This is a genomic window from Hoeflea sp. Naph1, assembly GCF_046837775.1.
Taxonomy (GTDB): domain Bacteria; phylum Pseudomonadota; class Alphaproteobacteria; order Rhizobiales; family Rhizobiaceae; genus Hoeflea.
In genome coordinates this window covers 1,679,917-1,705,284 of the sequence record NZ_CP177286.1, presented here as the reverse complement: position 1 = coordinate 1,705,284, position 25,368 = coordinate 1,679,917, and the positions used below count along the sequence as shown (strand labels likewise).

The following is a 25,368-nucleotide window of genomic DNA, read 5'->3' as shown; positions in this document are numbered from 1 at the left end:
ATTCTCTGCCAATCCATGCTTTCTAGCAATCTTTGACTATCGTGCAAGGGAAATTTTGATTTCATGAAGTGCACTTGAGTTTATTATCCGTCCTGCAGTTAGCGTCGCCTTTCTCTGTGTTTGCCGTCCGTTCTGCAAGAGGTATGAATAGCCCCTAGATTTGTAGACGCCTTTTTCCCTTAGAGTCGGTCCGGAAAGAAGTTGAATGATATGAATCGTTTGTGATTCCATGCCGTTGATTTGATTCGACGATGGGATGGAGGCTATGTGGACGAAAGCGAACCGTGGGAAGTACAATCGGGATGGTCTGCGCTATCCCAGCGATCTGACGGATGCGGAATGGGCGCTGGTCGAGCCTTTGATACCTCCTGCCAAGCGGGGTGGCCGCAGGCGTGAGGTCAATGTGCGCGAGGTTCTTAACGGCCTGCTTTATGTTCTCAGCACCGGCTTCCAATGGCGGGCTGTTCCGAAGGACTTGCCGCCGAAGAGCACCCTGTTCAGCTATTTCGACCTTTGGAACTGGGACGGCACACTCGGCAGTATTCATCAGGAGCTTTATGTGAAATGCCGCGAGGCGATGGGACGCGAGGCTAGCCCGACAGCGGCGGTCATCGACAGCCAGAGCGTCAAAAGCGCGGAAAAAGGGGGGCTTGTATCGACCCGAGCGGGTATGATGCGGGGAAGAAGGTCAAGGGTAAGAAGCGGCATATCCTTGTCGACACGGTAGGTCTGCTGCTGCATGCGCTGGTTCATCCAGCCGACATCCAGGACCGCGACGGCGGCCTGCTGGTCATCAAGACGTTGTTCGGGCGCTATCCGTTTTTGAAGAAACTCTTTGCGGACGGTGGCTATCAGGGACCTGTCTTCGCCAAGGGTCAGAAGAAGGCCATGCCCGGGCTGGCGATCAAGATCATCAAGCGATCCGACATCGTCAAGGGTTTTGAGGTTCTGCCGAGACGCTGGGTGGTCGAACGGACTTACGCGTGGCTTGGGCGATGCCGCAGGCTGGCAAAGGACTTCGAGAACCTTTCGCGCAACGCGCTCGCCTTTCTCAAACTCGCGTCTATCCGCCTCATGCTGCGAAGGCTCTGTTCAAAATGAACAACTTTCCGGACCGACTCTTAGGCGAGACCGAGCAGAACCTCGACCTGATGCGCCAAATCGACGAGTAGTTCCTGGAAACACCGTTCTTCGGAGTCCGGCAGATGGCCTGGCATCTGCGCAACGATGGCCATCTGGTGAACGAGAAACGGATACGCCGGTTGGGGTTGATGCCGATCTATCAGAAACCCAATACCAGCAGGCCGGCGAAAGGGCACAAGACCTATCCCTACCTGCTGAAAGGACTGCGCGTGGATCGACCGAACCAAGTCTGGTGCTCGGACATCACCTACCTGCCCATGCGGCGTGGCTTTCTCTAGAGCACGTCCGCTAAAAATGGAATCGGCACAAGGATTCCGTCGGAAGGAATTTTGTGATTCCATCCTCTGACAGTGATTTGTCGGAGGGAGACATGGCCCGAGCATTAAGTGATGATCTTCGCAGCCGGGTTCTTGCAGCATCGGCGGGCGGGATGTCGGCGCGGTCGGCGGCAGCGCGGTTCGGAATCGGTTTTTCGACGGCGATCGCCTGGATCGCGAACGTGCGGCAGGGCCGGGTGAGCGCGGCCAAGCAAGGCCGTCGCGGCGGTTCACGGCTTGATGCACACGAGGCCTTCATCGTCAGCATGATCGAGGCCTCCAAAGATGTCACACTCAATGAGATGGTCGCGCGACTGAACGAAGACAGATCGGTCTGCGTCGGTAGGAGCACCCTCGACGTCTGGCTGCGCAAGCGTGGCTTCACATTTAAAAAAGACCGCACATGCATTGGAGCAGGAGCGCCCAGACGTCATGAAGCGACGCGAGGAATGGTTCGATGCTCAACTTGAACTTGATCCTGAACGGCTCGTCTTCATCGACGAAACCGGCCTATCTACAAAAATGGCTCGGCTTCGTGGTCGCTCGCTGCGTGGAGAACGTTGCCGATCGGCCGTCCCGCACGGCCACTGGAAAACCACGACGTTCACCGGCGCGCTCAGGCTTTCGGGCATGACCGCACCGATGGTCCTTGACGGAGCGATGAATGGAGTGGCGTTTCGAGCCTATGTCGAGCAGGTTCTTGTTCCCACCCTCGTCCCCGGCGATATCGTCGTCATGGATAATCTGCCTGCCCACAAGGCGGACGGCATCCGACGGGCCATAGAGGCCGCAAACTGCGAACTGCTCTATCTGCCGCCTTACAGTCCCGACTTTAAACCGATCGAGAACGCCTTCTCCAAACTCAAGGCGCTACTGCGTGCAAAGGCCGAACGTTTTGTCGACGGGCTGTGGAACACCGTCGGCGATCTCATCAAACTCTTTGAACCCCAGGAGTGCGCCAACTACTTTGCAGCAGCAGGATATGACCCGGATTAAAGTGGACGTACTCTAGCTCGTCGCCATCATGGACTGGCACACCCATAAGGTTCTGGCCTGGCGCGTCTCGAATACGCTGGAGGCCGACTTTTGTGTCGAGGCGCTGAATGAGGCCATCCACAAGTTCGGCCAGCCGGAGATCATGAATACGGACCAGGGCAGCCAGTTCACATCCTTCGCCTGGACGGACCGCTTGCGCCGGACCGGCGTGCGCATCTCGATGGATGGAAAGGGCCGGTTCCTCGACAATATCTTCATTGAGCGCCTGTGGTGAACACTGAAATATGAATGTGTCTACCTGCATGCTTGGGAGACCGGGTCAGAAGCGAAGGCGGGCATCCGCAAATGGATAAAGTTTTACAATCATCAACGCCCACACTCAGCCCTTGGTGGCAGACCACCTGCCGTGGTCTATTGGCTGAGAAAAGACGAAACCCAACCCGATCAGCAGGTGCAAAGAGTAGCTTAATTTACGCCAGATACCGGCCTAGCAGGCTGTTGAAAATGCCACTCGCTTCAGTCGGCTCCCCATGATTCACTGAGTTTGTCGGGATTCGGGGATGATGTAATGCGCGGTGACGACGTGAGGACGGGTGAGCTTTTCAGCTATGTCGATCTTGAGGATCGGGTGCGGCGGGGTCATCCGCTGCGAGCGATCCGGTTGATCGTGAACGAAGCGCTTGGTTCGCAGGAAGGGGCATTTGCGGCGCTCTATTCTCCGATCGGGCGGCCATCGATCGCGCCGGAGAAGCTGTTACGGGCCATGCTGCTGCAGGCTTTCTATTCGATCCGCTCGGAACGGCTGCTGATGGAGCGGCTGGAATATGATCTTCTGTTCCGCTGGTTTGTCGGCATCGGCATTGACGATGCGGCCTGAAACCATTCTGTGTTCTCGAAGAACCGCGACCGGCTGCTTGAGGGCGACATCGCCGCGAAGTTCCTGAGCGCGATCCTGGCGCAGACCAAGGTCAAGGCGCTGCTTTCCACGGATCACTTTTCTGTCGATGGCACGCTGATCGAAGCCTGGGCCTCGATGAAGAGCATCAAGCCGAAGGATGGGCCGAAAGACGGTTCGGGAGAACCGGCGGCGGCGGGCGGTGGGCGCAACGCGGAAGCAGACCTCCACGGCGACAGACGGTCCAACAAGACGCATGCTTCGACGACCGATCCCGAGGCCAGGCTTTACAAGAAAGGCAAGGCAAGGAGGCGAAGTTGTGCTTCATGGGGCATGGTCTGATGGAAAACCGCCATGGCCTGCTGGTCGATGCCTGTTTGACGCAAGCAGATGGACACGCCGAACGGGTGGCTGCGTTGCACATGATCGAGCCGCGTGCCGACTGGCCGCACGCGATCACGCTGGGGGCCGACAAGGCCTATGACACCGAGGATTTTGTCAATGAACTCCGCTCGATGAAGGTGACGCCGCATGTGACGCAGAACGCAAACGGTCGTTGCTCGGCGATTGACGGGCGCACGACGCGACATCGCGGCTATGTCGTCAGCCTGCGCATCCGCAAGCGGATAGAGGAGGCCTTCGGTTGGATCAAGACCATTGCTGGGCAGGACAAGATGAAATTCCGTGGGCGCGACCGGGTCGGTTGGGCTTTCACCTTGACGGCAGCAGCATACAATCTGGTGCGGTTACCAAAGCTTCTGGCGGTGTCGACATGACCGCGTCGGAAGGCTGCCCGTTGCTCGGTCGATGGCGGATTGTCGAGGCCGATCTGTGGGATCGCAGCTATCTCGATCTGGTCGCGCCCGCCATGATCGCGATTGGAACTGACGGTCACGGTGAAATTGCCTTCGGCGCGCTCCAGGCGGGCCTCGATCTCGGCTACAGCCAATCACTGGTCCACTTCACGTGGGCCGGATTTGAAGAAATGGACGAAGTCTCAGGCGACGGAAATGCCGAATTGCTCGATGACAGCACAATCGAGACCACGTTCGCCTATCACAACGGCGACGAGGCCGTCCTCAAGGCCAAACGAGAGACTTCTTCAACAGCCTGCTAGGGATGGGGAGCAGCTCAAATGAACAAAAATCTCCTGTGCCAGTAGAGCCGGGTCATCAGTACGGATGAGCTGCTCCCATAGGTCATTCTTGGCATTTCTACTGTCTGCCTTACCGAGGCAGACAGCTGTGGACAGCCCCCCACAGCTATGATACGGGGGCATAAATGGAATGAAAAGCTTATGAAAATTGGTAATCGCACTATTGGTCTCGGTCACCGGCCGTATCTTATTGCCGAGATGTCCGGCAACCATAACAGGTCGCTTGATCGGGCCCTGGGAATTGTTGACGCGGCCGCAAGATCCGGAGCGGATGCGGTGAAATTGCAGACCTATACCGCAGATACGATTACCCTTGACACTACCAATGCAGATTTTTTGATCAATGATCCTGCAAGCCTGTGGAACGGACGCCGGCTCTACGAACTTTACGACGAGGCGCACACGCCGTGGGAATGGCACAAACCAATTATAGATCGCGCAAATGCCTTGGGCATGGACTGCTTCAGCTCAGCCTTTGACGATACATCGGTTAATTTTCTCGAGACGCTTGGTGTGACCGCTTACAAGATCGCCTCTTTCGAATGCACTGATCTTCCGCTGATTGCCAAGGTTGCGAGTACCGGCAAGCCGATAATCATTTCCACCGGGATGGCTACTGTTGGCGAAATCGACGCGGCGATCAGCACCGCACGCAAAAACGGTTGTGGCGATCTGGCGATCCTGAAATGCACCAGCACCTATCCGGCGACGCCGGAAAACACTAATATCCGCACCATCGCCAATATGCGCGAAACCTTTGGCTGCGAGGTCGGCCTTTCCGATCACACGATGGGGTGTGGGGTTTCGGTAGCTGCCGTGGCCTTTGGCGCCAGCCTCTTCGAGAAGCACTTCACCCTGCGGCGAGCCGATGGTGGAGTCGATTCCACATTCTCTCTCGAGCCTGAGGAGTTCGCGCAACTGCGGATAGAGACCGAGAGAGCCTGGCAATCATTGGGGCAGACAACCTATGGCGGCACGAAGGCGGAGGCAGGCGCCCGCACCTTCAGGCGCTCTCTCTATGTTGCAGAGAACGCCATGAGGGGAGACGTGTTCACCAGCAGGAATCTAAGGATCGTGCGGCCTGGCTACGGGCTCGACCCCAAATACTATGACATGCTGCTGGGCAAAACCATCAAGCGCGATGTCGCAAAGGGAGAACGGGTGAGCTGGGACATGATAGCATGACCCGAATGACGGTTTTTCCAAAGTCTAGGCTGCAGCTTGTTCTTGATATTAATCACCCTACATTTCCGATGAAATTTATGAAAAAAAGAAACTGTGCAAAAATAAAGCTAATTACTTTTTTCGATGGCGTAGATGCACATTACGAAATCTGAACTCACTTCTATCAACATTGAGGCAAGAAGACGATGCTTGTAGACCTCAGATAAACTGAAACCGATGACATTATCGGCTGCTACCAGTTGCTTCGAAAACGGCTTATCCCTTTAAATCAGGCTCAACCATATCTTGTGGTTTCCTTAGCGCAGCAAAGATACACGCTCCGGCTTATCAAGGAGGAATGCGCTACCAGTCTGTTTTCATATGGCGCTATGATAGGCCGCCCTTACTGGAGCAGTTCCAACTGCAGTAATTTTCAGACGATTATTCGTGTGCGAAGTATCTAGGGGCTGTTGACGTTCGGGATTCCCAAATCACCTGACTTCTGATTCAAGGTTGCAAACGGAGGAGAGCAACCTTGACCCGAAGAGTCCTATCCAATTCGCAATGGGCGATCATCGAACCATACTGCCTGGGTAAAACCACCGATCCCGGACAAACCGGACGTGACCCACGACTTTTCATGGAGGCAGTCCTCTGGATCGTCCGCACGGGCGCGCAATGGCGCGAATTGCCGGGTGAGTTTGGCAAATGGAATTCTGTATTCAAGCGGTTCCGCAGATGGGTCAAAGCGGATGCTTTCTATTGTATGTTCAAAGCATTAGCCTCAGACGCCGATCTGGAATACGCAATGATCGACGGTACTATCGTCAAGGTTCATCGCTCGGGTCAGGGCGCAAAAGGGGGACTCTCTGCCAGGCCATTGGACGCTCACGCGGCGGCATAACGACAAAGATACTGGCTCTGACGGATGCGCTCGGTAATCTCGTCGATTTCTGTCTGATGCCAGGGCAAGCTCATGATCTGCGCGAGACCGATGCGTTGATCAGCGGCTTGTCCGCCGGATATTTGCTGGCGGACAGGGCCTTTGACGCGGATTGGCTGCGCAATGGCCTGCTGGATCGCGGCATAACCCCGGTCATACCGCCAAAATCCAACCGGAGGTTCCCGGCAGAGTTCGACAAGGAAACCTACAAATGGCGGCATTTGATCGAAAACTACTTTGGCAAACTGAAGGAAAACAGAGGGATAGCAATGCGCTCTTGCAAAACCGACCAGAGTTTCAAAGCCTTCATCTCAATTGCCGCAACGCTCATTCACACACGGTAAACGTCAACAGCCCCTAGCCAAAAAGCGTTGGCCTAGGCTCAGGAATCATTGATTGATCCAGAAAATGATGGTTGCTGCGATTGCGATGGTTGACATGAAGGCGTGGGCGCAACGGTCGTAGCGGGTGTGGATGCGCCGCCAGTCTCTGAGTTTTCGAAACATGTTCTCGATCTTGTGACGGCTTTTGTAGAGCGTCTTGTCAAACGATATTTCGGTTTTGCGGTTGGATTTAGGCGGAATGCAGGGCTCTATGCCTCGCGCCTCGAGTGCCTGGCGAAACCAGTCTGCATCGTAGCCCTTGTCACCGAGCAGGGCTTTTGCATCCGGAATGGCGTCAAACATCAGCGCTGCGCCCTTGAAGTCGCTCATTTGTCCCTCCGAGAGCAGCAAAACCAGTGGACGTCCCCACTGAGAACCCGCCGGTCATCAACCCGCGGGACCCCGTGCGATAGCGGGAAACACGGCTCAATCCGCTGCATTTGTCTTTCACTGAGCCAAATCAAATCACTCATGCCAGTATCCTCTTGGCACCAATGAATCAGTTCGCAATCCGTCCCGCAAGCAATTTAATGGGTCCTGAGCCTAAAACGCGTTGCATCTATTCCGCCTCATAGCCTGCTGCCTCGAAGAAATTTTGGCATTCGGTGACGGAGAATAGGCTTACTATTTCGCCGAGCGCGGTGGTGATGGCGTCGAAGCTGCGAGCCGCGTGCTTTCGCAGCATTGCCTTGAGCTTGGAAAAAGCCATCTCGATGGGATTGAGGTCAGGGCTGTAGGGCGGCAGGAAGAGAAGCTAGAGTACGTCCACTTTAATCCGCACAAGGCAATGGGTTTGGGAATGCGGTGGTAATGCTGCCGGTGATCATGACCAACTATCCGCGTGCAGAAATCAGACCTTGAGGCAGCGCTTATTGTTCACTGAACGCACGGGACATGGAGTCTGCGACGGGTTTCATGAGATAATTGAAGAAGGTCCGTTCGGCGGTCTGTATCAGCATCTGAACGGGCATGCCGGGGGTAGGCGTAAAATTGTCGACCCGAGCCAATTCGCTGGCCGGCAGGCGAATTCTCGCAAGGTAGAAATCCTGATCTGTTGCGGTAGCGTTTTCTTTGGAGAGCGAGTCGGCCGAAACGTAAAAGACCTCGCCTTCCAGAACTGGGGTCGTCCGCTGGTTAAGCGCGGTCAGACGCACCGCCGCGCGTTGTCCAACGTGCACGCTGTCAATATCGGTCTGCTTGATTGGCGCCTCGATGATGAGCGGAACATCTGCGGGAAGAATCTCCAGGATGCCCTTGCCGCTTTCGATCACGCCTCCCGACGTGTGGAAGAAGAGCCTGATCACCGTCCCGGCAACCGGCGCATTGATGGTTGCGCGGCGCAGCACATATTGAGCTTCGCGGGACTGTTCGCGGATTGAATCCAGATCACCCTGGATCGATTCCAACTCGTCCAATGCAGCTTTCCGGTAAACATCCTCGGTCTGCAGGATCTGGCCCTTCTGTTTTGTTATCTGCGCATAGGTCTCAGAAACCTCAGCCGACAGCCCGCCGGACTGCCCTGCGGCTTCTGCAATGGCTCGCTGTATGGCCTTGATTTCCGTTCCGCGAATGAAGCCCTTCTTCAACAAGACCTGCTTGCTGGCCAACTCTTCATTCAGAAGCTCCAGTTGAATGTCTGTCGCCTTCATCTGCTGCTTGTAGCCGTCGGCGCGGAATCCGAGTGCCTTGATGTTCTGGTCAAGAAGTGCGGTCTCGTTTCGCAGTTTCGTTTTCCAAGCTTCGAAGTTCAGCTCCTGGCTTTCGAGCATGGGAAGGATCTCGTCATCGTCTTTGCTCTCCTCGATCATTTTCGGCATCTTGATCGTATCGTCACCGCGAATTTGGGAAGCTAGGCGCGCGGCAATAAGCTCGAGCCGTGCACGCCGTAAAAATAGTTGGCGCTCCCTGACAAGGGCTGCAGTTTCGTCAAGGCGGACAAGAGGCTGATCGTATTGAACATGATCGCCTTCGGCCACCAATATTTCTTTAATTATCCCGCCTTCAAAGTGCTGCACAATCTTGTTTTGCCCGGTGGCGACGAACCTGCCCTGGGCAATCACGGAAGCGGCCAGCGGCGCGGTGAACGCCCAGGCGCCAAAACCGCCGAATGTAACCGCCAGCAAAACCAATCCGAACGTGGTCTGCTTCCAGATCGAACGAGGCACTTCGGAATACCAAGTAATATCTTGTACTTTCGCAATATCGTGCATTCCCGACCCCTATTGAAGCTGCTGGTGGCCAAACGAGCCTGTACCTGAGTCCAGGCTGACGTCACGGTCAGCGAGAGCCTTGAGCACATCGTTGCGTTTGCCGAACAGCGCCACCGTGCCATTGACGATCAGCAAGATCTTATCGACGTGAGCAAGAAGAGCCGGCCGCTGCGTGATGGTAATCATCGTAATTTTCTGCTGCTTGGCGTGACGAAGGGCGCGCAGCAGAGCTGCGTCTCCTGAACTATCCAAGTTCGAGTTCGGCTCATCGAGCACCACGAGCCGCGGGTTGCCGAAAAAGGCTCGGGCAAGCGCTATGCGCTGCTTCTGGCCGCCTGACAGCGGCGACCCGTCGGATGCGACCATGGTCTCATAGCCGTGCGGTAGATCGGCAATCATCTCGTGCACATCGGCCAACATAGCCGCTTCATAGATCTGCGCGTCCGTCGCATCATCGCGCATGCGGCCAATGTTTGCCTTGATGGATCCCGGGAAAAGTTGAACGTCCTGCGGCAGGTATCCGATATTCTCACCGAACTGCCGCGGATCCCAGTTGCGCAAATCCATCAGATCCAGACGTACGTTACCTGATGTCGGAAGGATCGAACCGACCAGCATCTTGCCCAAGGTGGTCTTGCCTGCACCTGAGTTACCGATGATCCCAAGCGACTCGCCAGGCGATAGTGAGAAGGATATCCCATTGAGCACAACCCGCTTCGTACCTTGGGGCACGAAGAGCAAGCGCTCAACGTCAAGCCGCCCTTCGGGTTTGGGCAGGTTAAGCCGTTCCAGGTTGAATGGCGAATTCTTCAGAAGCAACGAAATACGGTCGAATGACGAACGGGACTGGCTGTATTGGTTCCATCCTTCTATGGCGCCCTCGATCGGGGCAAGCGCGCGACCTGCAATGATCGATCCGGCGATGACCATACCGCCAGTAATTTCCCCTCCGATCGACAGGTAGGCACCCCACCCCAGAATACTAACCTGCGCAAGCAGTCTTGCTGCCTTGGACATGGCAGCAAACATAATATTCCGGTCCTGGGCGATAACCTGCGACCTCAGCGAGTCCGCCGTGTCTTTTCCCCAGATCTGCACTGCTTCAGGAATCATTGCCAACGCATTTATGATCTGTGAATTGCGAGACATGGAATCCAGATGCAGGTTTGCCTTGACCTGAGCGGTGTTCGCCTCGCCGAACGCTGCTGCCGTGGCGCGCTGATTGAGCAAAGTCAGCACCAGCAGAAGCAGTGCCGTGCCGGCAACGATGGAACCGAGATGCGGATGAATGAGGAATACAGCCAGCAAGAATAGTGGTGCAAACGGAGCATCCATGAAGGAAAGTAGCGTCCGCGACACCAGAAACGAGCGTACTTGCTGTAAATCACCCAGGGTTTGATACTCTCGCCCACTGCCATTCAGGGAGGCGCGCGCTGCCGCGCTGAGTACCGGAGCGCCGAGTTGGGCTGCAAACTCCACCGCCGTCCGCATAAGTATGAACCGCCTGATTGCGTCGAACATCGACTGAAGAATGACTGCCCCTACGATGACGACAGTCAGCATGATCAGCGTATCGGTCGACCGGCTGGTGAGAACCCTATCCGATATCTGGAACAGGTAGATCGGTATTGCGAGCACAAGCACATTGCTGGCGACCGTGAAAAGCATTGTCACCGCAAGGTTCTTGCGCACAGCAGCAAGCCCGGCCTTCAGGCTGGCGTTGAAGTTGATGGGACCGAGCCGCTTGTGGAAGACCCCGTCTCCACCGTGCGGCCCTCTGCCACTCGGGCCCTTGCCTGAAGCTCCATCAGCTGCGTCGGGCGACGGGCGCTCACGCGCTTTGATCGGCCCCCGATCGTCTTCTATCGTCCTTGCGCCCACAGGATGCGATGTATGAGCTGTTTGAGCTTTTGCCTGAGTTTCTCCTCCGGAGGCAGATGCATTTGCCGTGGATGGAGTTGGCGATTTTTTAACGGCAGATGCCTGACCGTTTGGAGCCGAACCGTTGGCGGTTGCCGGACCTGCCGGACCGGGTGCGTTTTTTTTCGGTTGCTGCTGAGAGGCTGGAGCTGACGAAGGCTCGACGGTCACTGCTGGTCTAGAGGCAGGTCTTGGCGAAACCTCGGCGGTCGCAGCTGGTTTAGAGGCGGGACTTGGCGAAACCTCGACGGTCATCGCTGGCTGAGGGGCAGGACTCGGTGAAAGCTCGACCTTCATCGCTGGCTTGGAGGCAAGACTTGGTGAAAGCTCGACGGTCATCGCTGGTTTGGATGCAGGACTTGAAGAAGCCGCGACGGGCTTTGCTTGCTGGGCTGGCGTCTGAGGGGCGGAGGATCTTTCAACACCAGCCTCGTCGCACAGCTCCGAAAGTGCATGGTCAAGTGCGTCGAAGGACTTCTTGATTGCATCGTCCTGGGGGCGAAGATAGTCAGACAAGGATTCGCTTTTGGCGTCGAAAGCCCCCTTGGGCTCTGCCTCACCCTTCGATCCCACTGTTGAATGACCCGGCCCCTTTGAATTCTCGCTCACGCTCAACTCCCCATTGCGATTTTCAGCCTATCAGTGTTTGCAGTGCATCACCGTCGGCGTTGTCCGGATCCAAACTGCCCGAACCGGCGTATTGATCGCCGCTATTGTCAGGTCCGTCATCGTCAAGAAAATAGATTGCCTCGTTGACCAGCACGTCCGGGTTCTGCGATCCGAAATGCGGATCCGTCGAAATGATATCGGCCTGAATAAGCACGTCGCTGGAATACTGATCGCCCCCGACATAGGTCGTGCCCATGGAGTCTAAATCGACAAGGGTGGCATTATTGATGAGCGCGTTGGCGCCCGTGGTCACAGACCAGTCGGCTTCCGGATGGGCACCTACCGCATCCATTGCGAGCGCTATTTGGTCGCTGTCGCCAAGGATGTTGGTCATCTTGGCGTATTGCACGTTGATGAAATCGCCTTTGATATAAAGTACCCGCAGGGTGCCTAACCCCGCAAACGCGGCATCGGACAGCACACCGTTGCTGAGGAAATCCTGACCAGCGGCCAAGGCGTCCGCCGTAGCGCGGTAGTAATCTGGAAGTGCTTCGAACTGACCCGCGCCGCCGATATTGTAGATGGCCGCGTTGTTCCACAGCAAGTTGTCGGAGGTGGAATAGTGTCCCTCACCCGTCGTCTCGAAACCGGTCACAGCTCCGATCAAGTCGTTGTCGTAAAGCAGATTCATCTGCTGGATGATGTTCAGATCGTAGCAGTTACCACCGATAATGATGAGATCATAGGAAAAGCCCAGCTCGTAAATGGAGACGTCGTTATAGGAGATGTTGTTGCCCGAATAGACGGCTGTCGTCGCGCCGCTTGAGGACAGAACACCGATATCATTGTCGTGCATGAACGTGAGTTGCTGAAGCCAGTTCACAATCAGCAAGTCACCCTCCACCTCGCTGACCACCCAATGCTTGGGAAAGCCATTTTCCGATTCAGAGCTGTCATCGTCGGCAGACGATTCAAGCCGCTCGAATGTTGCAATGTTGAATGCCTGGGTGCCTAAGGGATTCTTATCCCAACCGGCTATCGCCTCGCTCACTATATCGGTGTCAGCCCAGGCGTTGATCTGAACGATCGCATTGATCTGGATGTGATCGCCTGCAACTGCAGTAACTGTCGAGGCGGTCCAGAAATTTTTCATAACGACGTTGTTGATCAGGATGTTGCCGCCAGTCTCCACCTCGACAGAGGTGTCGATCTGCCAGCCGTCATCTGTAAGGCTCGCGTTGTGGGGGAGCGGTTTGTCCGAATGCGGCGCGGCATCAAGCCGGTCTTCTAGCGAAAAATAGTCATCCAGCTTGGGCGCTTCGTCCACCTTTTCGCCGTTAACATATATGCCCTCGATCGTGTTTTGCTTTTCGACAAAAATGGTCTGCCCTTCCTGCGGCAGCGGCTCGTAATCATCGATCGTTTCCAACAGGTCGGTGGCGAATGCCGTCAGCGCGTCTGAGCTTCCGAGGATCTCGGTGCCCGTAAATGGCGACAGTGCATTCGCAGCATTGACCAGCGATATTAGCTGTATGTCGTCGAATGGGGTCGGGGAATAGTGCAAGCCATGTGCACCGACGCCGAAATAGTCATCATCACTAAGCCTAATGCCCTGAGTGATAAAGTTGGCAACCGACCCCAACGTCACCGCTTCGGGGTTCACCGGGACCGTATTGTAGCTGGTTACGTACGAAAAAAATCCACTGATTACCGATCCAAGATAGGCGGCGTAGGCGAGACTATCCAAGGGGATTTTCAGCGGGCCAAAATGGACAAATGACTCGGCATTGGCGAGGAACAGCTCGGGCGCAGGTGCACGGTAAATAAAGCCCGGCTCGTAGCCAATGAATGCATATTCTGCAGAAAAGGAGGTATCGATATTGGGCAGTGCGTTTGGATCGGACTGCGAAAGAGCGTCAGCAGTGAATGAATCAAATGCCTGCCGTTGCCATGCCTGCTCGATTGTGATTGCGAAGAGACCGATAAAGTGCGCGATCGCTTCCGTTGTTCTGTCCATATACACGACAAACATCCTCCGCGCGAAAATAATATCCCAGCCGACAATCAGTCGTTGGCGGGATTGCGCGGCGTACCGCGCAATCCATTTTTATTATTAAATAACAGCGACTTAGGTCATATCGTCGCTGTCTTCGCCGACGCTCGTGCTGGTGAGGTCGCCACCGACCACAGTCATATCGACCGCGTTCTGCTGCAGGTTCGCACCCATCACGATTTCCTGGTTGAACGCGCTCGTATCAACGGTTGCATCCGCAGTCGCGGTGCTGTGGCCTTCGACGAACCCGTCATCACCATTGGAGGAACCCCAGGTTCCGCCAGCTCCGCCATAGCCACCGTCGCCAGCATAGGCGTAGCCGCCATCGCCTGCGGTGTTGCTGCCACCGGCAGCCCATCCACCAAGGCCATCACCGCCAGTTCCGTCTGTCCAGGCACCGCTCAGAGCGTGCCCGCCGTCGCCACCGTCGGCAAGCGCGTGGCCGCCATCGCCGCCACCGGCAAGCGCATGGCCACTGGTGGCATCGCCGCCGAAGCCGGAACCGCCGTCGCCTTCACCGCCGAAGCCTTTTCCGCCGATGCCGAAGCCGTTACCGGCTCCTGCGCCTGCGCCGGCACCTGCGCCAGCTGCATCGCCGCCATCGCCACCGTCGCCAGCATCAGTGGCATTGCCACCATCGCCGCCATGGCCGCCATGGCCGCCATCATCGGCGTTACCGCCTTCGGAGTCGCCTCCGTTGCCACCATCATCGGCTTTTCCACCGATGTTGATGAGCGGGGTTCCGGCAAAAAATGCTTCAAGACCGTCGCCACCTTCGGAGTCGCCACCGTTGCCAGCATCGTCGGCGTTGCCACCGTCGGAATCACCGCCGTTGCCGCCGTCGTCGCCGTCACCGGCATTGTTGTTGCCACCGTCATCGCCGTTACCAGCCCTTGCTGCGCCAACTCCGAGGCCAAGACCAAGGCCAAGACCGACGCCGGCGCCTACGCCACCTTCGCCCTTGCCGCCATTACCCATGCCGCCGTTGCCCTTGCCGCCGTCGGCATCGCCACTATCGGCCGAGCCGCCGTCGCCGTCACCGCCGTCGGCATCGCCGCCGTCACCGATGCCACCGAACGCCACGCTGACGGCCGTACCGCCGTCGCCCGCTCCGCCATCGCCCATGCCGCCGTTTGCATTACCGGCATCCCATGCCTTGCCGCCGTTGGCTTCGGCATCGTCTCCGCCAGAACCACCGGAACCACCAGCGTTGATGCCGTCAGCCGCATGAGCGGTTCCACCGTTGACGGTGAAGTCCTGGTCAAACGTGGCGTCATTCTTGACCGAGGCATCTTCAAGATGATCATCGTCGGAGAGGTTGGCTATCTGATTGATAACGTTGGCAACATCATTACCTTTACCGGTAAGAGCCCCATTGAGGATATCTTCAAACTGAGTGTTGAACATCCCCTCGATCTGGCCGCCATTCATATCGATATCGGCAAAATCGTTGTCGTCGGGCATATAGCCTTCGAGATCGACGCCAACATCGACATTCACATCCACATCAACATCGTTCGTGTTGATGTTCTCGTTCTCCGAGACATTGTGGTTGCCGTTCAAATTGCCGTTGAGGTTACCGTTGAGGTTGCTGTTATCGCTTGAGGACGAGGCGTTCGCATCGCTCCCAGCTCCTGCAAGCCCCACACCAAGGCCTGCTCCAACGCCAGCCCCGACGCCGACGCCGGCGCTAGAACTATCCGAATCGTTGGTGTTGGTATTGGTGTTCTCCTGAGACTGAGACTGCTGCTGCTGCTCACGCTGCTGCTGCTGTTGCTCTTCCTGCTGCTTCTGTTTCTGCTTCTGTGCCTGTTCGCCGTCATCATCAACGTCGAAAACATTTATGCTGTTTCCGAAACCGAACAAGTGGTTGTTGTTGATACCCATGATATTTGTCCTTTTATAAGGACCGTAATAGCTTGACCGCCATTCATCTCCTTGGGGCCATCACCGTACGGTTGTTGCTAAATGGATTTGGATTCAGCGCTGGACGCGTGAAGACGCGGCGAGCACGAGTGTTCTCGATAGGTTTTTACTGATTGGCTCCTCCCTTGTTCTGCCGGAGGACGGCTGCGATCCTAGGTTTTCATCCGGTACAACGCGAGACATGGTGCGATGGATGAAACCTGAACCCCCTTCTCCCGGCTTTATACGAGAGGAAGTCTGTCGCCTGATGGAAACTTAAAGAAGTTGCCAAATGGATCTAGACTGAATAGCCTATTCGATGGCAGTGCCTAATCGGGACCAGGTTGTGCAATAATCACTCTGTGTAAAACAGATATTTTGTATACTTGTTTTATTTCCGAAAAGATATTCTATGCATTAAATATCAGCAGGTTGCCCTTAATATAGCTCTAATGGGCTAATTCCTCAGATTATAGATCTGTATATGATTAGTTTATAAAATATTAATAATAGGGGAGCGACTGAGGTTCGTCTGACCCGAAGTTGTTTAGTGTCATGCGTGTAGAGTTAAGTGTAGCGAATAATTTGGGGAGAGAGCGTGTCCAGAGTGCGCGTTCATCTCAGTCGGAACGCACCTACCGGCAAATCCTTCTGTTCATTTCGCCTGCGGGATGCATCTCGGATGCTATGACAGCGGCCATCGAACGTGAGTTCTCCTGGGTCTCCGTCATGCATGTTTCAGAACCGCAAATGGCGTGTGCGAAGTTCGACGGAGACGTACAGCTGGTCATCGTAGACTACAGCCTCCTGGACGCTTTCAAGATTCATTGTGACAAACTATCGGAAACACATCCGGGCGCATCCACTGCCATTATGACAGCCACGCGGCTCGATCAGGTGGATCAAGTACGTCACATCATTGAATCCCCTGCTATTTGTGGTATCCTGCCAAGCAACGTTAACTTGGATATATGGCTATCAATTATCCGTATCATGCTCAAAGGAGGGGAATACTTCCCTCACACCGTGTTTCAACGCGTACAACCGCCAGAAACAACCGATCGTTCCATGCTCGTAGAGCCCAGTCCCTATCGTTTAGGACCCCAAGCGCAAAGGAGCAGGATGATGAATGAACTTACCCCTCGCGAACTGGAAGTCCTCGATAAAGTGGCTCAAGGGGATCAAAACAAAAACATTGCATTCAAACTTGGGCTTTCGGAACATACCATCAAGATACATCTCCACAACATCATCCAAAAACTCGGGGTTCACAACAGGACGGAAGCCGCCGCCAAGTATTTCGATTACAGGCGGAAGAACAATGAAGTTCACGCTGACGAGGCTAACGGAGAAGAGGACACCCATGATGGACGGGAGCACGACCAATCCTGAAAACGGTCATCGCCGTCCAACGACTGGACCGGCACCCATGCCAAGTCCGCAGGACGTCCTGCTACTTATCGGTCAGTTAAACTACACTTGGACAAATACCGAAAGTCTGCTGATCTACCTGATTGCCGGCCTTGCCGGTGTCGACAAGGAAACAGCAGCCATCATCTTCCTGACCTTGAACACGCCCCGCGCCCGGATTGACTTGGTCGAGCGTCTCGCCAAAATGTCAAAAACATCGGTGGAATGCCGGACAGAAATCCTGGATGTAACGCGAAAGCTTACCCTCCAGGCAGGCTTGCGCAACAAGTTCAATCACTGCATCTATTCGTTTGATCCAGAGAGCGGCCGCGGGGCGACGCAGCTCATGCGTATCTTCGAAAGCAAGGACGCGATCAAATACGGCAAGATGGAGAACCTCGATCAAGGCCAAATCGCCAAGATCAAGAAGAGCATCTCGGTTCTGATCGATATCAACAAATCGGTATGGGCTATCACGCGTAAATACGGTTTCCCGATCTAACCGAGAAGTCTTGGAATTTGATGCAACGGATCGATGCCGGGATTTTATAGTGATCCTTGCTCATCAACCGTCTCGTCCGCTCGCCCCCGTGAGATCACCCAAAAATTCAGGGGCGGCGGCATTCCTACCTACAGTGATGGATTGATCGGCGGTTCGACACCAGCCGGCTCTCGGCCCTGGCGCCTTCTATATGCGGAACTTGACGCGTAGAGAGTGCTCATCGAATTGCACGACAACGTTCCCATCAGAGCTTGGGACTGCCTTTTCACAAGGCCGATCAGATGCTTCGCTTGCCGATACGTTCCCATTTGCCGTGTTGGGACTGTGACTGCCGAGCGAAGTAGCGATAGGGCGCCTTCCTCCAATCCTTGACAGCGTTTGTACGATTATCAAGCACGAGGTCCCCTTTGTCAGTCCTGACAGCAAGCACGACGTGGCCTACACCTCCGCTCCTCGCGACAGTCAGAAGAAGGGCCGCACTGGGCCAACCGCGCTTCAATAGCTCATGTTTTTTCAAAATCGCGAAATCTTCGCAATCACCCGTCGACGTGGGCAAACGCCATTCATCCGCCGTTCCCCCGCCCGCGGCTTTATCGTCGGATTTCTCCGTGATCCGCCGGTTGACGGAGGTATTGACTGATTTCAGCTCCGCCATCTTGGCAGCGGTAAGCGTGACAACCTTGCTGCCTCCGCTGGTACTGCACAGACGCGTTTCTCGCGCACAGAACGCGTTAAATGCCGGGGGAGGAAAGGCTCGCCCCTGCGAATCCATACGGAGTGGTGCTGATGTCTCTCTGGGCAAGTTCGTCGCTGACTTCATGGATACCGCGGCGGTCGTCATTACGTCCGTCGTCTGACTGCAGCCAGCAAGAAAAACAGCGATGAGAAGTGTTAACCGGGCTGGCAAGGCGAATACCCCTCATAGAGAACATAACAGTAGCTACTTGTATCTAGCCTGAATTCCCTAAGCAATACTGACCATTCAGTCATCCACATCAAAATAAATGATGTATACTAACAAACAGTTACCAAGAACAATTCTGGAACTCAAAACCAAGGAGGTTGTCATGTTCACTAGTCGCCTCGTATACCGGCTACTGCTCGGTACCGCGACCATTTACTTAACCGGCTACGCCGTTCCTGCAACAGCGCAGGTTAGTTCACGGCCTATCATGACGGCAGTTCAATGTCAGCCGTTAAACGAAGCCAACTACAGCTTATGCTGTATAGCGGCAAACCGGTCAAGAATTCTCACTCGAGAGCAGATCAAGCAATGCCCTCCCATTACCACTTCACTTATACAGGCTCTGACGGATCCCCCCGGTGAAGGCGGTGGTTCCCGTGGCGGCGGCTTCCTGAGCAGCCTCTTCGGCGGTGACGGTGGTGGTGGCGGCAGCTCCGGCGGTGGCGGCGGCTCCGGTGGCGGTGGTTCCGGTGGCGGTGGTTCCGGTGGCGGTGGTTCCGGCGGCGGCTCCAGCGGTGGCGGCGGTTCTGGTGGTGGCGGTTCTGGTGGTGGCGGTTCTGGTGGCGGTGGCTCCGGTGGTGGCGGCTCCGGCGGTGGTGGCGCAAGTGCTGGCGCTGGCGCAGGTAGCGGCGGTTCTGGTGCAGGTGCAGGTGCCGGCGCGAGCGCTGGTGGCGGCGGGTCTGGTGCAGGCGCAAGTGCTGGCGCCGGCGCGAGCGCTGGTGGCGGCGGGTCTGGTGCAGGCGCAAGTGCTGGCGCCGGCGCAGGTAGCGGCGGGTCTGGTGCAGGCGCTGGCGCAAGCGCCGGCGGCGGCAGCGGCGGCGGAAGCTCAGGCGGTGCTGGTGCTGGTGCAAGCGCCGGCGGTGGAGCGAGCGCGGGCGGTGCCAGCGCGTCCCTTTGACGGGCTAGTAGACGGCGAGGCCGTACCCAGCCATGGCAAACAATGAAAGATGGGAGGCGGGCGAACAATGAGGATCACCGAACAATGGTATCCTCTGCCCGGCTCCCGCAACGTTTCCACTCATGCTCCGCCAGGACGCTAGCAATTTGTTTCTCAGTAAACCTTGCTCAGTAAACCCTGATCGTTTCATTGTCCGCGTCCTTCAAAAAAGAAAGACCAATCCCAAAAAGCGAATGTTTCAGGCGTGCGAATCACTAATCCAACGGTCACTTGCTCAGGCTCGCCTGAACATGATGACAGGGATGATAACCTTGGCTCATTGAGCAGTTGATCGCATCGGCGGGCATTTAATGCTCTCAATGAACCCGTTTTGCATTCGATGCCCGGCAGGCAAGCGGCACGGTGCCGAATTCGGCAAAGATGCGATGTAATGCACCATGCTTGCGGCAAAGCTCCAAAACCGAATTCCCCTGGCAGCGCCGATGGCAGGCTCGGTCCGGTTCCTGACTGTTTGCTTTCTCCGGTAATGGCCCTGCCCGCGGCGTGCCGTTTTTTCTTGCATTTCACCACATCACTTGCCGTTAAGAGGCTAGGCGTTGGGATAGCTCTCGGGGTCGGCTGTTCAGTCGATTGCGCCGATGCCACCGAGGAATACGCGAATGGCGAGTTCAAGCCGGCGCGGATAGGCATCCTGACGTTCGCAGTCATTCTGTGGGGCAACAAGATGTTCGAGCACGCTCTCATGCGCCATGTCGGCCAACAGACGTGCGGCAGCTTCGGTGTCGCTGATACGGATCTCGCCACAGGCAACCGAGCGGTCGAGTTCCGCGCGGATCATGGCGTAGAGCGCATACGGCCCTTCCTGAAGAAATTCATGCACGAGATCAGGTTGCCTCTCGGCCTCCGTGATGACGGCGCGCAGGATTGCCAAGGGCATCGGGTCGCAAAGTTTCTCGCCCGGCGGCGTCAGCAGCAGCCGCAGGCGTTGGTCGAGCGGTTTTTCCAGGTCTGTGTCGGTCAGTGGGCGCGTGAACATGTTGTGCATGCGCCGAATGATCATCGCGAACAGCGCGGAACGGCTCTCGAACACTTCGTAAAGCGTGCGTTTGGACATGCCTGCTTCGTGCGCGATCGCCGCCATCGATGCCCCGGCGAGCCCTTGAGCGAGGATCACCCGTTCCGCCGCGTCAATGATGATCGCCTCGCGTTCGGAGGAATCGAACTGGCGCGGTCTGCCCGGACCACGCCGGGAATTGCGGCACATTGGCAACAAGTCGGATCTCCTGTGTTTGCGGTCACGGTTTTGTGCGTGGTATTGCGCTTGCACCCAGCAAAAAAACAAATATAAAACCGCCTGGTTTCCATATTATCCGCTGGGCGCGTGTTCGCCAAGCGGGCACTCCAGATTTAACGGAGAAATTTGATGAGGTTAGCGCCTTACGCTCTCTATTCGTTCCTGTTTGCCGCCATGGCGATGACTGGTGCTTCGGCACAGCAGCAGGAACGTCCACCCACCCCCGTGACTGTCGTCACGGTGAAGGCTGAAACCGTCACCGTGACCTCCACACTTCCGGGCCGTGTCGTCGCGTCCGGCGTTGCCGAGGTTCGGCCGCAGGTCAACGGCATCATCATTGAGCGGCTTTTCGATGAGGGCTCCGCCGTCAACGAGGGTGACGTGCTCTATCGCATCGATCCGGCAACCTACAAGGCGCAGGTCGCGGCAGCCGAGGCTGCGGTCAGTCAGGCACAGGTCAGCCTCGATTCTGCCAACCGCGAACTCAAGCGTATGGAAACGCTGCGCAAGAGCAATGTCGCGAGCGAGCAGGCACTGGATACAGCAGTCACCACACGCGACGCCGCTGACGCCAATCTGCAGGTTGCCAATGCACAACTGCTGGCAGCCAATATCGACCTCGATCGAACCACCATCCGCGCCCAGATTTCAGGTGCCATCGGGCTTTCGCTCACCACCCAGGGCGCGCTTGTCATTTCCGGGCAGACCAATCCGCTGGCAGTGATCCGCAAGCTCGACCCTGTCTATGTTGATGTCGCCCAGTCAGCCGCCGATCTGGTGCGCTGGAAGCGCAAGGGTCCCAAGGCTGCCGGCGCGAATATCGATACCAAGGTCAAGCTCACGCTGGCCGACCGCTCGGCTTACGATCACACCGGTGAACTGACCGCTGCCGAACCGCATGTCGACGAGCAAACCGGCGTCGTCACCCTGCGCCTGACATTCCCCAACCCCGACGAAATGCTGCTGCCCGGCATGTATGTTCAGGTCGAGATGCCTCAGGGCGTCATCGAGGATGCGGTTCTGGTGCCACAGGAGGGCGTCTCGCGCGACCGTCGCGGCAATCCCACCGCCATGGTTGTCGGTGCTGACAATGTTGTCGAGCAACGCACCCTGACGATCGCCAGCGACAGCGGTTCGGACTGGATCGTCACCGATGGCGTCAAGGAGGGCGACAAGGTGATCGTCGAAGGACTGCAGAAGATCGCGGTCGGCGCCCCCGTCGCCCCCGAAGAACGCGCCGAACAATTGGCAAACAACTGAACCTGCGGAGACCGTCATGGCACGTTTCTTTATCGACCGGCCGATCTTCGCATGGGTGATTTCGATCATCATCATGGGCGCCGGCATACTTTCCATCCTGACCCTGCCGATATCGCAATATCCGCAGATTGCGCCGCCGACCATTTCGATTTCGGCGACCTACCCGGGTGCATCGGCCCAGACCATTGCCAACACGGTGACGCAGGTCATCGAACAGCGGCTGACCGGTCTTGATGGGCTTCGCTATTTCTCGTCGAGTTCAACCTCTGCCGGCACGGCCTCCATCACGCTGACTTTCGAGACCGGGATTGATCCCGACATCGCTCAGGTTCAGGTTCAGAACAAGATATCGCAGGCCACCTCGCTGCTGCCGGAAACGGTCCAGCGGCTGGGCGTGACGGTCCAGAAATCATCCGCCAGCTTCCTCATGGTCATCGGCCTTATCTCTGATGACGGCAAACTCGACCAGACTGACCTTTCCGACTATCTCAACACCAGCCTTGTCGATGAATTCAGTCGCCTCGAAGGCGTCGGCGAAGTACAGGTTTTCGGCGCCAAATACGCCATGCGGATCTGGCTCGACCCGGTTAAGCTTGCCGCCTATGGCCTGGCGCCCAGCGATGTCGTGGCCGCCGTATCGACCGAAAACGCCCAGATTTCGGCCGGCGCATTCGGTACCTTGCCATCGGTTGAAGGCCAGCAGCTCAACGCCACGATCACCGCGCAATCTCTGCTAACGACACCCGAGGATTTCGAGGGAATCGTCATCCGCGCCGCAACCGATGGCGGTCTGGTACTGCTCAACGATGTGGCCCGTGTCGAAATTGGCGCAGAGAACTATTCGACCATCGCCCGCTATAACGGCAAACCGTCAACCGGCATGGCGATCCGTCTCGCCGCCGGCGCAAACGCGCTGTCAACAGCGGAACTTGTCAAAGCCAAGATCGAGGAAGCCTCTGCCTTCTTCCCCGAAGGCGTCAGCTACGTCATTCCCTACGATACGACGCCGTTCGTCGAGATCTCGATCGAGGAGGTCGTGAAAACGCTCGTTGAAGCCATCGTGCTCGTCTTCCTCGTGATGCTGGTGTTCTTGCAGAATTTTCGCGCCACGCTCATTCCGACGCTTGCGGTGCCGGTGGTGCTGCTCGGAACCTTCGGGATTCTTGCAGCAGCCGGTTTCTCCATCAACACGTTGACCATGCTGGCCATGGTGCTCGCCATCGGTCTGTTGGTCGACGATGCGATCGTTGTGGTGGAAAACGTCGAGCGGATCATGGAGGAAGAAGGGCTCAGTCCGGTTGAGGCCACGCGCAAATCGATGGGCCAGATTACCAGCGCCCTGATCGGTATCGCGTTGGTGCTCTCAGCCGTGTTCGTCCCGATGGCCTTCTTTGGCGGCTCGACCGGGGTTATCTACCAGCAGTTCGCGGTCACCATCGTCTCGGCCATGGGCCTTTCCGTCCTCGTCGCACTGACGCTGACACCGGCACTCTGCGCCACGTTGCTCAACTCCAAGGCGGCGCACCACACCAAACGTGGTCCGGCCGGCTGGTTCAACCGCATCTTTGACGGCATCAGCAATGGTTATGGCAGCACCGTCGGCTGGATCGTCCGCCGCCCGCTGCGCATCGGCTTGATCTATCTCGCGCTCGTGGGTCTCGTCGCCTGGAGTTTCGTGCAGACACCGACCGGCTTTCTGCCCGACGAAGACCAGGGCATCCTTCTAGCGCTGATCCAGGCGCCCACCGGCGCAACTGCCGAGCGCACCCAGAAGGTTCTCGAGCAGGTGGAAAAGCATTTCATGGAGAACGAGAAGGACACCGTCGACAGCATGTTCGGCGTTGTCGGCTTCTCCTTTGCCGGCCAGGGTCAGAACATGGGGCTCGCCTTCATCCGCCTGAAGGACTGGTCGGAGCGACAGTCACCGGGACAGAGCGCCCAGGCGATCGCCGGCCGTGCCTTCCCTGCTTTCATGGCGATCAAGGATGCCATGGTGTTCCCGATCGTGCCGCCGTCGGTGCCTGAACTCGGGATCATGAGCGGCTTCGATTTCTACCTCGAAGCCCGAGATGGCCAGTCGCACGAAGCGCTGCTTGCCGCCCGCAACCAATTGCTCGGTATGGCCGCGCAGAGCCCGCTGATCGCCTCGGCGCGACCTTCCGGTCTGGAAGACGCCGCCCAGTATCATCTCGATATCGACTGGCGCGCCGCCGGTGCGATGGGGATCTCGGCCTCCAATGTCGCACAATTGCTGCAGGTCGCCTGGGCTGGCACCTATGTCAACGACTTCATCGACCGCGACCGTATCAAGCGCGTCTACATACAGGGTGAAGCCGATGCCCGCGCCCTGCCGTCGGATATTTCAAAATGGAAGGTGCGCAACTCCTCCGGCGGGCTGGTTCCCTTTACCAACTTCGCCGAGGGCAGCTGGACCTTCGGCCCGCAAGGCATCAACCGCTACAATGCGGTCAGCGCCATGCAGGTTCAGGGATCGCCGGCGCCGGGCGTGACCACCGGCGAAGCCATGAACGAAATCGAGCGGCTGGCCGAACAACTGCCCGGTTATGGCGTTTCGTGGACCGGTCTGTCGCTGGAAGAACGTGAATCGGGCAACCAGGCGCCGCTGCTCTATGCATTGTCGCTTGCCGCCGTGTTCCTGTGTCTTGCGGCTTTGTATGAAAGCTGGTCGATCCCGTTCGCCGTCATGCTGGTCATGCCGGTCGGTATCCTCGGCGCGCTTTTGTGGACCCTGTTCGGCGGCTACCAGAACGGCGTGTTCTTCCAGGTGGGGTTGCTTACTGTGGTGGGGTTGACCGGCAAGAACGCGATCCTGATCGTCGAGTTCGCGCGTGAACGTTACGAAGCGGGAGAGCCGCTGTTCGATGCAATCCGCGAGGCGGCGCGTCAGCGCTTCCGGCCGATCATCATGACCTCGATGGCTTTCTCTCTAGGCGTATTGCCATTGGTCATCTCGACAGGTGCGGGTTCCGGCGGGCGTAACGCCATCGGCACCAGCGTACTTGGGGGAACGATCACCGGTACAATTCTCGGCATTCTCTTCGTGCCGCTGTTTTTCGTACTGGTGACCCGACGCCGCAAGACAAAACAGGAAGCCGTCACGTCCGCTCCTGAACTCTGATCGCAATGTGACTGCGCACGCCGCAGATTGTGCTTTCCTCATCACCAGCCGCCAAGATTGACTTGAAATCCTGCGCTCTGGTGATGAGGTTCGTGCCGTGCGACTTGTACTTTCCCCATCCAACACGGGATTTTCGGTCATTTGCCTCATTTAGGGGCGATTAGGTCCAGATTGCGCGCCAGCGAAAACAGCCGCTCCTTGGGGCGC

At 56.9% G+C, this 25,368-nt stretch carries 16 protein-coding genes and 5 pseudogenes; 13 read left to right on the top strand and 8 right to left on the bottom strand.

Going from position 1 to position 25,368, the window contains the following annotated elements; all coding sequences use genetic code 11:
- The first annotated feature begins 265 nt into the window (after positions 1-265).
- From ACK6D9_RS08085 to ACK6D9_RS08050, 8 genes and pseudogenes are all read left to right on the top strand, one after another.
- Positions 266-1,101, top strand: a protein-coding gene (locus ACK6D9_RS08085) for an IS5 family transposase (RefSeq protein WP_412051276.1) whose coding sequence is annotated in 2 segments (ribosomal slippage) — positions 266-677 and positions 677-1,101 — 837 coding nt in all. Because the reading frame shifts where the segments join, the coding sequence is not laid out codon by codon here.
- A gap of 23 nt (positions 1,102-1,124) precedes the next feature.
- A pseudogene (locus ACK6D9_RS08080) lies at positions 1,125-1,418 on the top strand (IS3 family transposase); the annotation flags it as partial.
- Between the two features lie 95 nt (positions 1,419-1,513).
- A protein-coding gene (locus ACK6D9_RS08075) for an IS630 family transposase (protein WP_412051275.1) occupies positions 1,514-2,456 on the top strand; the annotation gives its coding sequence in 2 pieces (ribosomal slippage) (positions 1,514-1,851 and positions 1,850-2,456; 945 coding nt in all).
- Between the two features lie 16 nt (positions 2,457-2,472).
- Positions 2,473-2,925 (top strand): annotated as a pseudogene (locus tag ACK6D9_RS08070) (transposase); the annotation flags it as partial.
- 99 nt (positions 2,926-3,024) lie between these two features.
- Positions 3,025-4,127 (top strand): annotated as a pseudogene (locus ACK6D9_RS08065) (IS5 family transposase).
- Positions 4,124-4,468 carry a hypothetical protein gene (locus ACK6D9_RS08060; RefSeq protein ID WP_412051274.1) on the top strand — a complete coding sequence of 115 codons (345 nt, stop codon included), beginning with the start codon at positions 4,124-4,126 and terminating at the stop codon, positions 4,466-4,468. Before ACK6D9_RS08065 ends, ACK6D9_RS08060 begins: the two are co-directional and overlap by 4 nt.
- Positions 4,469-4,615: 147 nt before the next feature.
- Positions 4,616-5,692 carry a pseudaminic acid synthase gene (gene pseI / locus ACK6D9_RS08055; RefSeq protein WP_412051273.1) on the top strand — a complete coding sequence of 359 codons (1,077 nt, stop codon included), beginning with the start codon at positions 4,616-4,618 and terminating at the stop codon, positions 5,690-5,692.
- A gap of 514 nt (positions 5,693-6,206) precedes the next feature.
- Positions 6,207-6,958 (top strand): IS5 family transposase gene (locus tag ACK6D9_RS08050; RefSeq protein ID WP_412049012.1). Its coding sequence is split into 2 segments (ribosomal slippage): positions 6,207-6,540 and positions 6,540-6,958, totalling 753 coding nucleotides; the frame shifts between segments, so codons are not numbered across the junction.
- Between the two features lie 45 nt (positions 6,959-7,003).
- Here ACK6D9_RS08050 and ACK6D9_RS08045 read toward each other — a convergent pair.
- From ACK6D9_RS08045 to ACK6D9_RS08020, 6 genes and pseudogenes are all read right to left on the bottom strand, one after another.
- Positions 7,004-7,470 (bottom strand): annotated as a pseudogene (locus ACK6D9_RS08045) (IS5 family transposase).
- 86 nt (positions 7,471-7,556) lie between these two features.
- Positions 7,557-7,751 (bottom strand): annotated as a pseudogene (locus ACK6D9_RS08040) (transposase); the annotation flags it as partial.
- 115 nt (positions 7,752-7,866) lie between these two features.
- Positions 7,867-9,207, bottom strand: coding sequence for an HlyD family type I secretion periplasmic adaptor subunit (locus tag ACK6D9_RS08035; RefSeq protein WP_412051272.1), 1,341 nt, complete (start codon positions 9,205-9,207; stop codon positions 7,867-7,869).
- Positions 9,208-9,216: 9 nt separating this feature from the next.
- Complete coding sequence (locus ACK6D9_RS08030) at positions 9,217-11,382, bottom strand: type I secretion system permease/ATPase (RefSeq protein WP_412051765.1); 2,166 nt, start codon at positions 11,380-11,382, stop codon at positions 9,217-9,219.
- Between the two features lie 376 nt (positions 11,383-11,758).
- Positions 11,759-13,759, bottom strand: a complete 2,001-nt coding sequence (locus tag ACK6D9_RS08025) for a hypothetical protein (protein WP_412051271.1) — start codon at positions 13,757-13,759, stop codon at positions 11,759-11,761.
- Positions 13,760-13,864: 105 nt separating this feature from the next.
- Positions 13,865-15,676, bottom strand: a complete 1,812-nt coding sequence (locus ACK6D9_RS08020) for a hypothetical protein (RefSeq protein WP_412051270.1) — start codon at positions 15,674-15,676, stop codon at positions 13,865-13,867.
- A 705-nt stretch (positions 15,677-16,381) separates the two neighbouring features.
- Here ACK6D9_RS08020 and ACK6D9_RS08015 point away from each other — a divergent pair.
- Entirely contained in the window at positions 16,382-17,086 is a 705-nt protein-coding gene (locus ACK6D9_RS08015; RefSeq protein WP_412051269.1) for a LuxR C-terminal-related transcriptional regulator, read from the top strand.
- 37 nt (positions 17,087-17,123) lie between these two features.
- Positions 17,124-17,606 (top strand): hypothetical protein, encoded by a 483-nt coding sequence (locus ACK6D9_RS08010; protein WP_412051764.1) that lies wholly within the window; start codon positions 17,124-17,126, stop codon positions 17,604-17,606.
- Between the two features lie 277 nt (positions 17,607-17,883).
- On the opposite strand, the gene ACK6D9_RS08005 is transcribed toward ACK6D9_RS08010, so the two are convergent.
- Entirely contained in the window at positions 17,884-18,513 is a 630-nt protein-coding gene (locus ACK6D9_RS08005; protein ID WP_412051268.1) for a transglutaminase-like cysteine peptidase, read from the bottom strand.
- Between the two features lie 479 nt (positions 18,514-18,992).
- On the opposite strand from ACK6D9_RS08005, the gene ACK6D9_RS08000 reads away from it, so the two are divergent.
- Positions 18,993-19,514 (top strand): hypothetical protein, encoded by a 522-nt coding sequence (locus ACK6D9_RS08000; protein WP_412051267.1) that lies wholly within the window; start codon positions 18,993-18,995, stop codon positions 19,512-19,514.
- 576 nt (positions 19,515-20,090) lie between these two features.
- On the opposite strand, the gene ACK6D9_RS07995 is transcribed toward ACK6D9_RS08000, so the two are convergent.
- The gene (locus ACK6D9_RS07995) at positions 20,091-20,732 is read right to left on the bottom strand and encodes a TetR/AcrR family transcriptional regulator (protein ID WP_412051266.1); all 642 of its coding nucleotides are present in this window, start codon (positions 20,730-20,732) and stop codon (positions 20,091-20,093) included.
- 159 nt (positions 20,733-20,891) lie between these two features.
- On the opposite strand from ACK6D9_RS07995, the gene ACK6D9_RS07990 reads away from it, so the two are divergent.
- Entirely contained in the window at positions 20,892-22,022 is a 1,131-nt protein-coding gene (locus ACK6D9_RS07990) for an efflux RND transporter periplasmic adaptor subunit (protein ID WP_412051265.1), read from the top strand.
- 16 nt (positions 22,023-22,038) lie between these two features.
- Complete coding sequence (locus tag ACK6D9_RS07985; protein WP_412051264.1) at positions 22,039-25,161, top strand: efflux RND transporter permease subunit; 3,123 nt, start codon at positions 22,039-22,041, stop codon at positions 25,159-25,161.
- Positions 25,162-25,368: the final 207 nt, after the last annotated feature.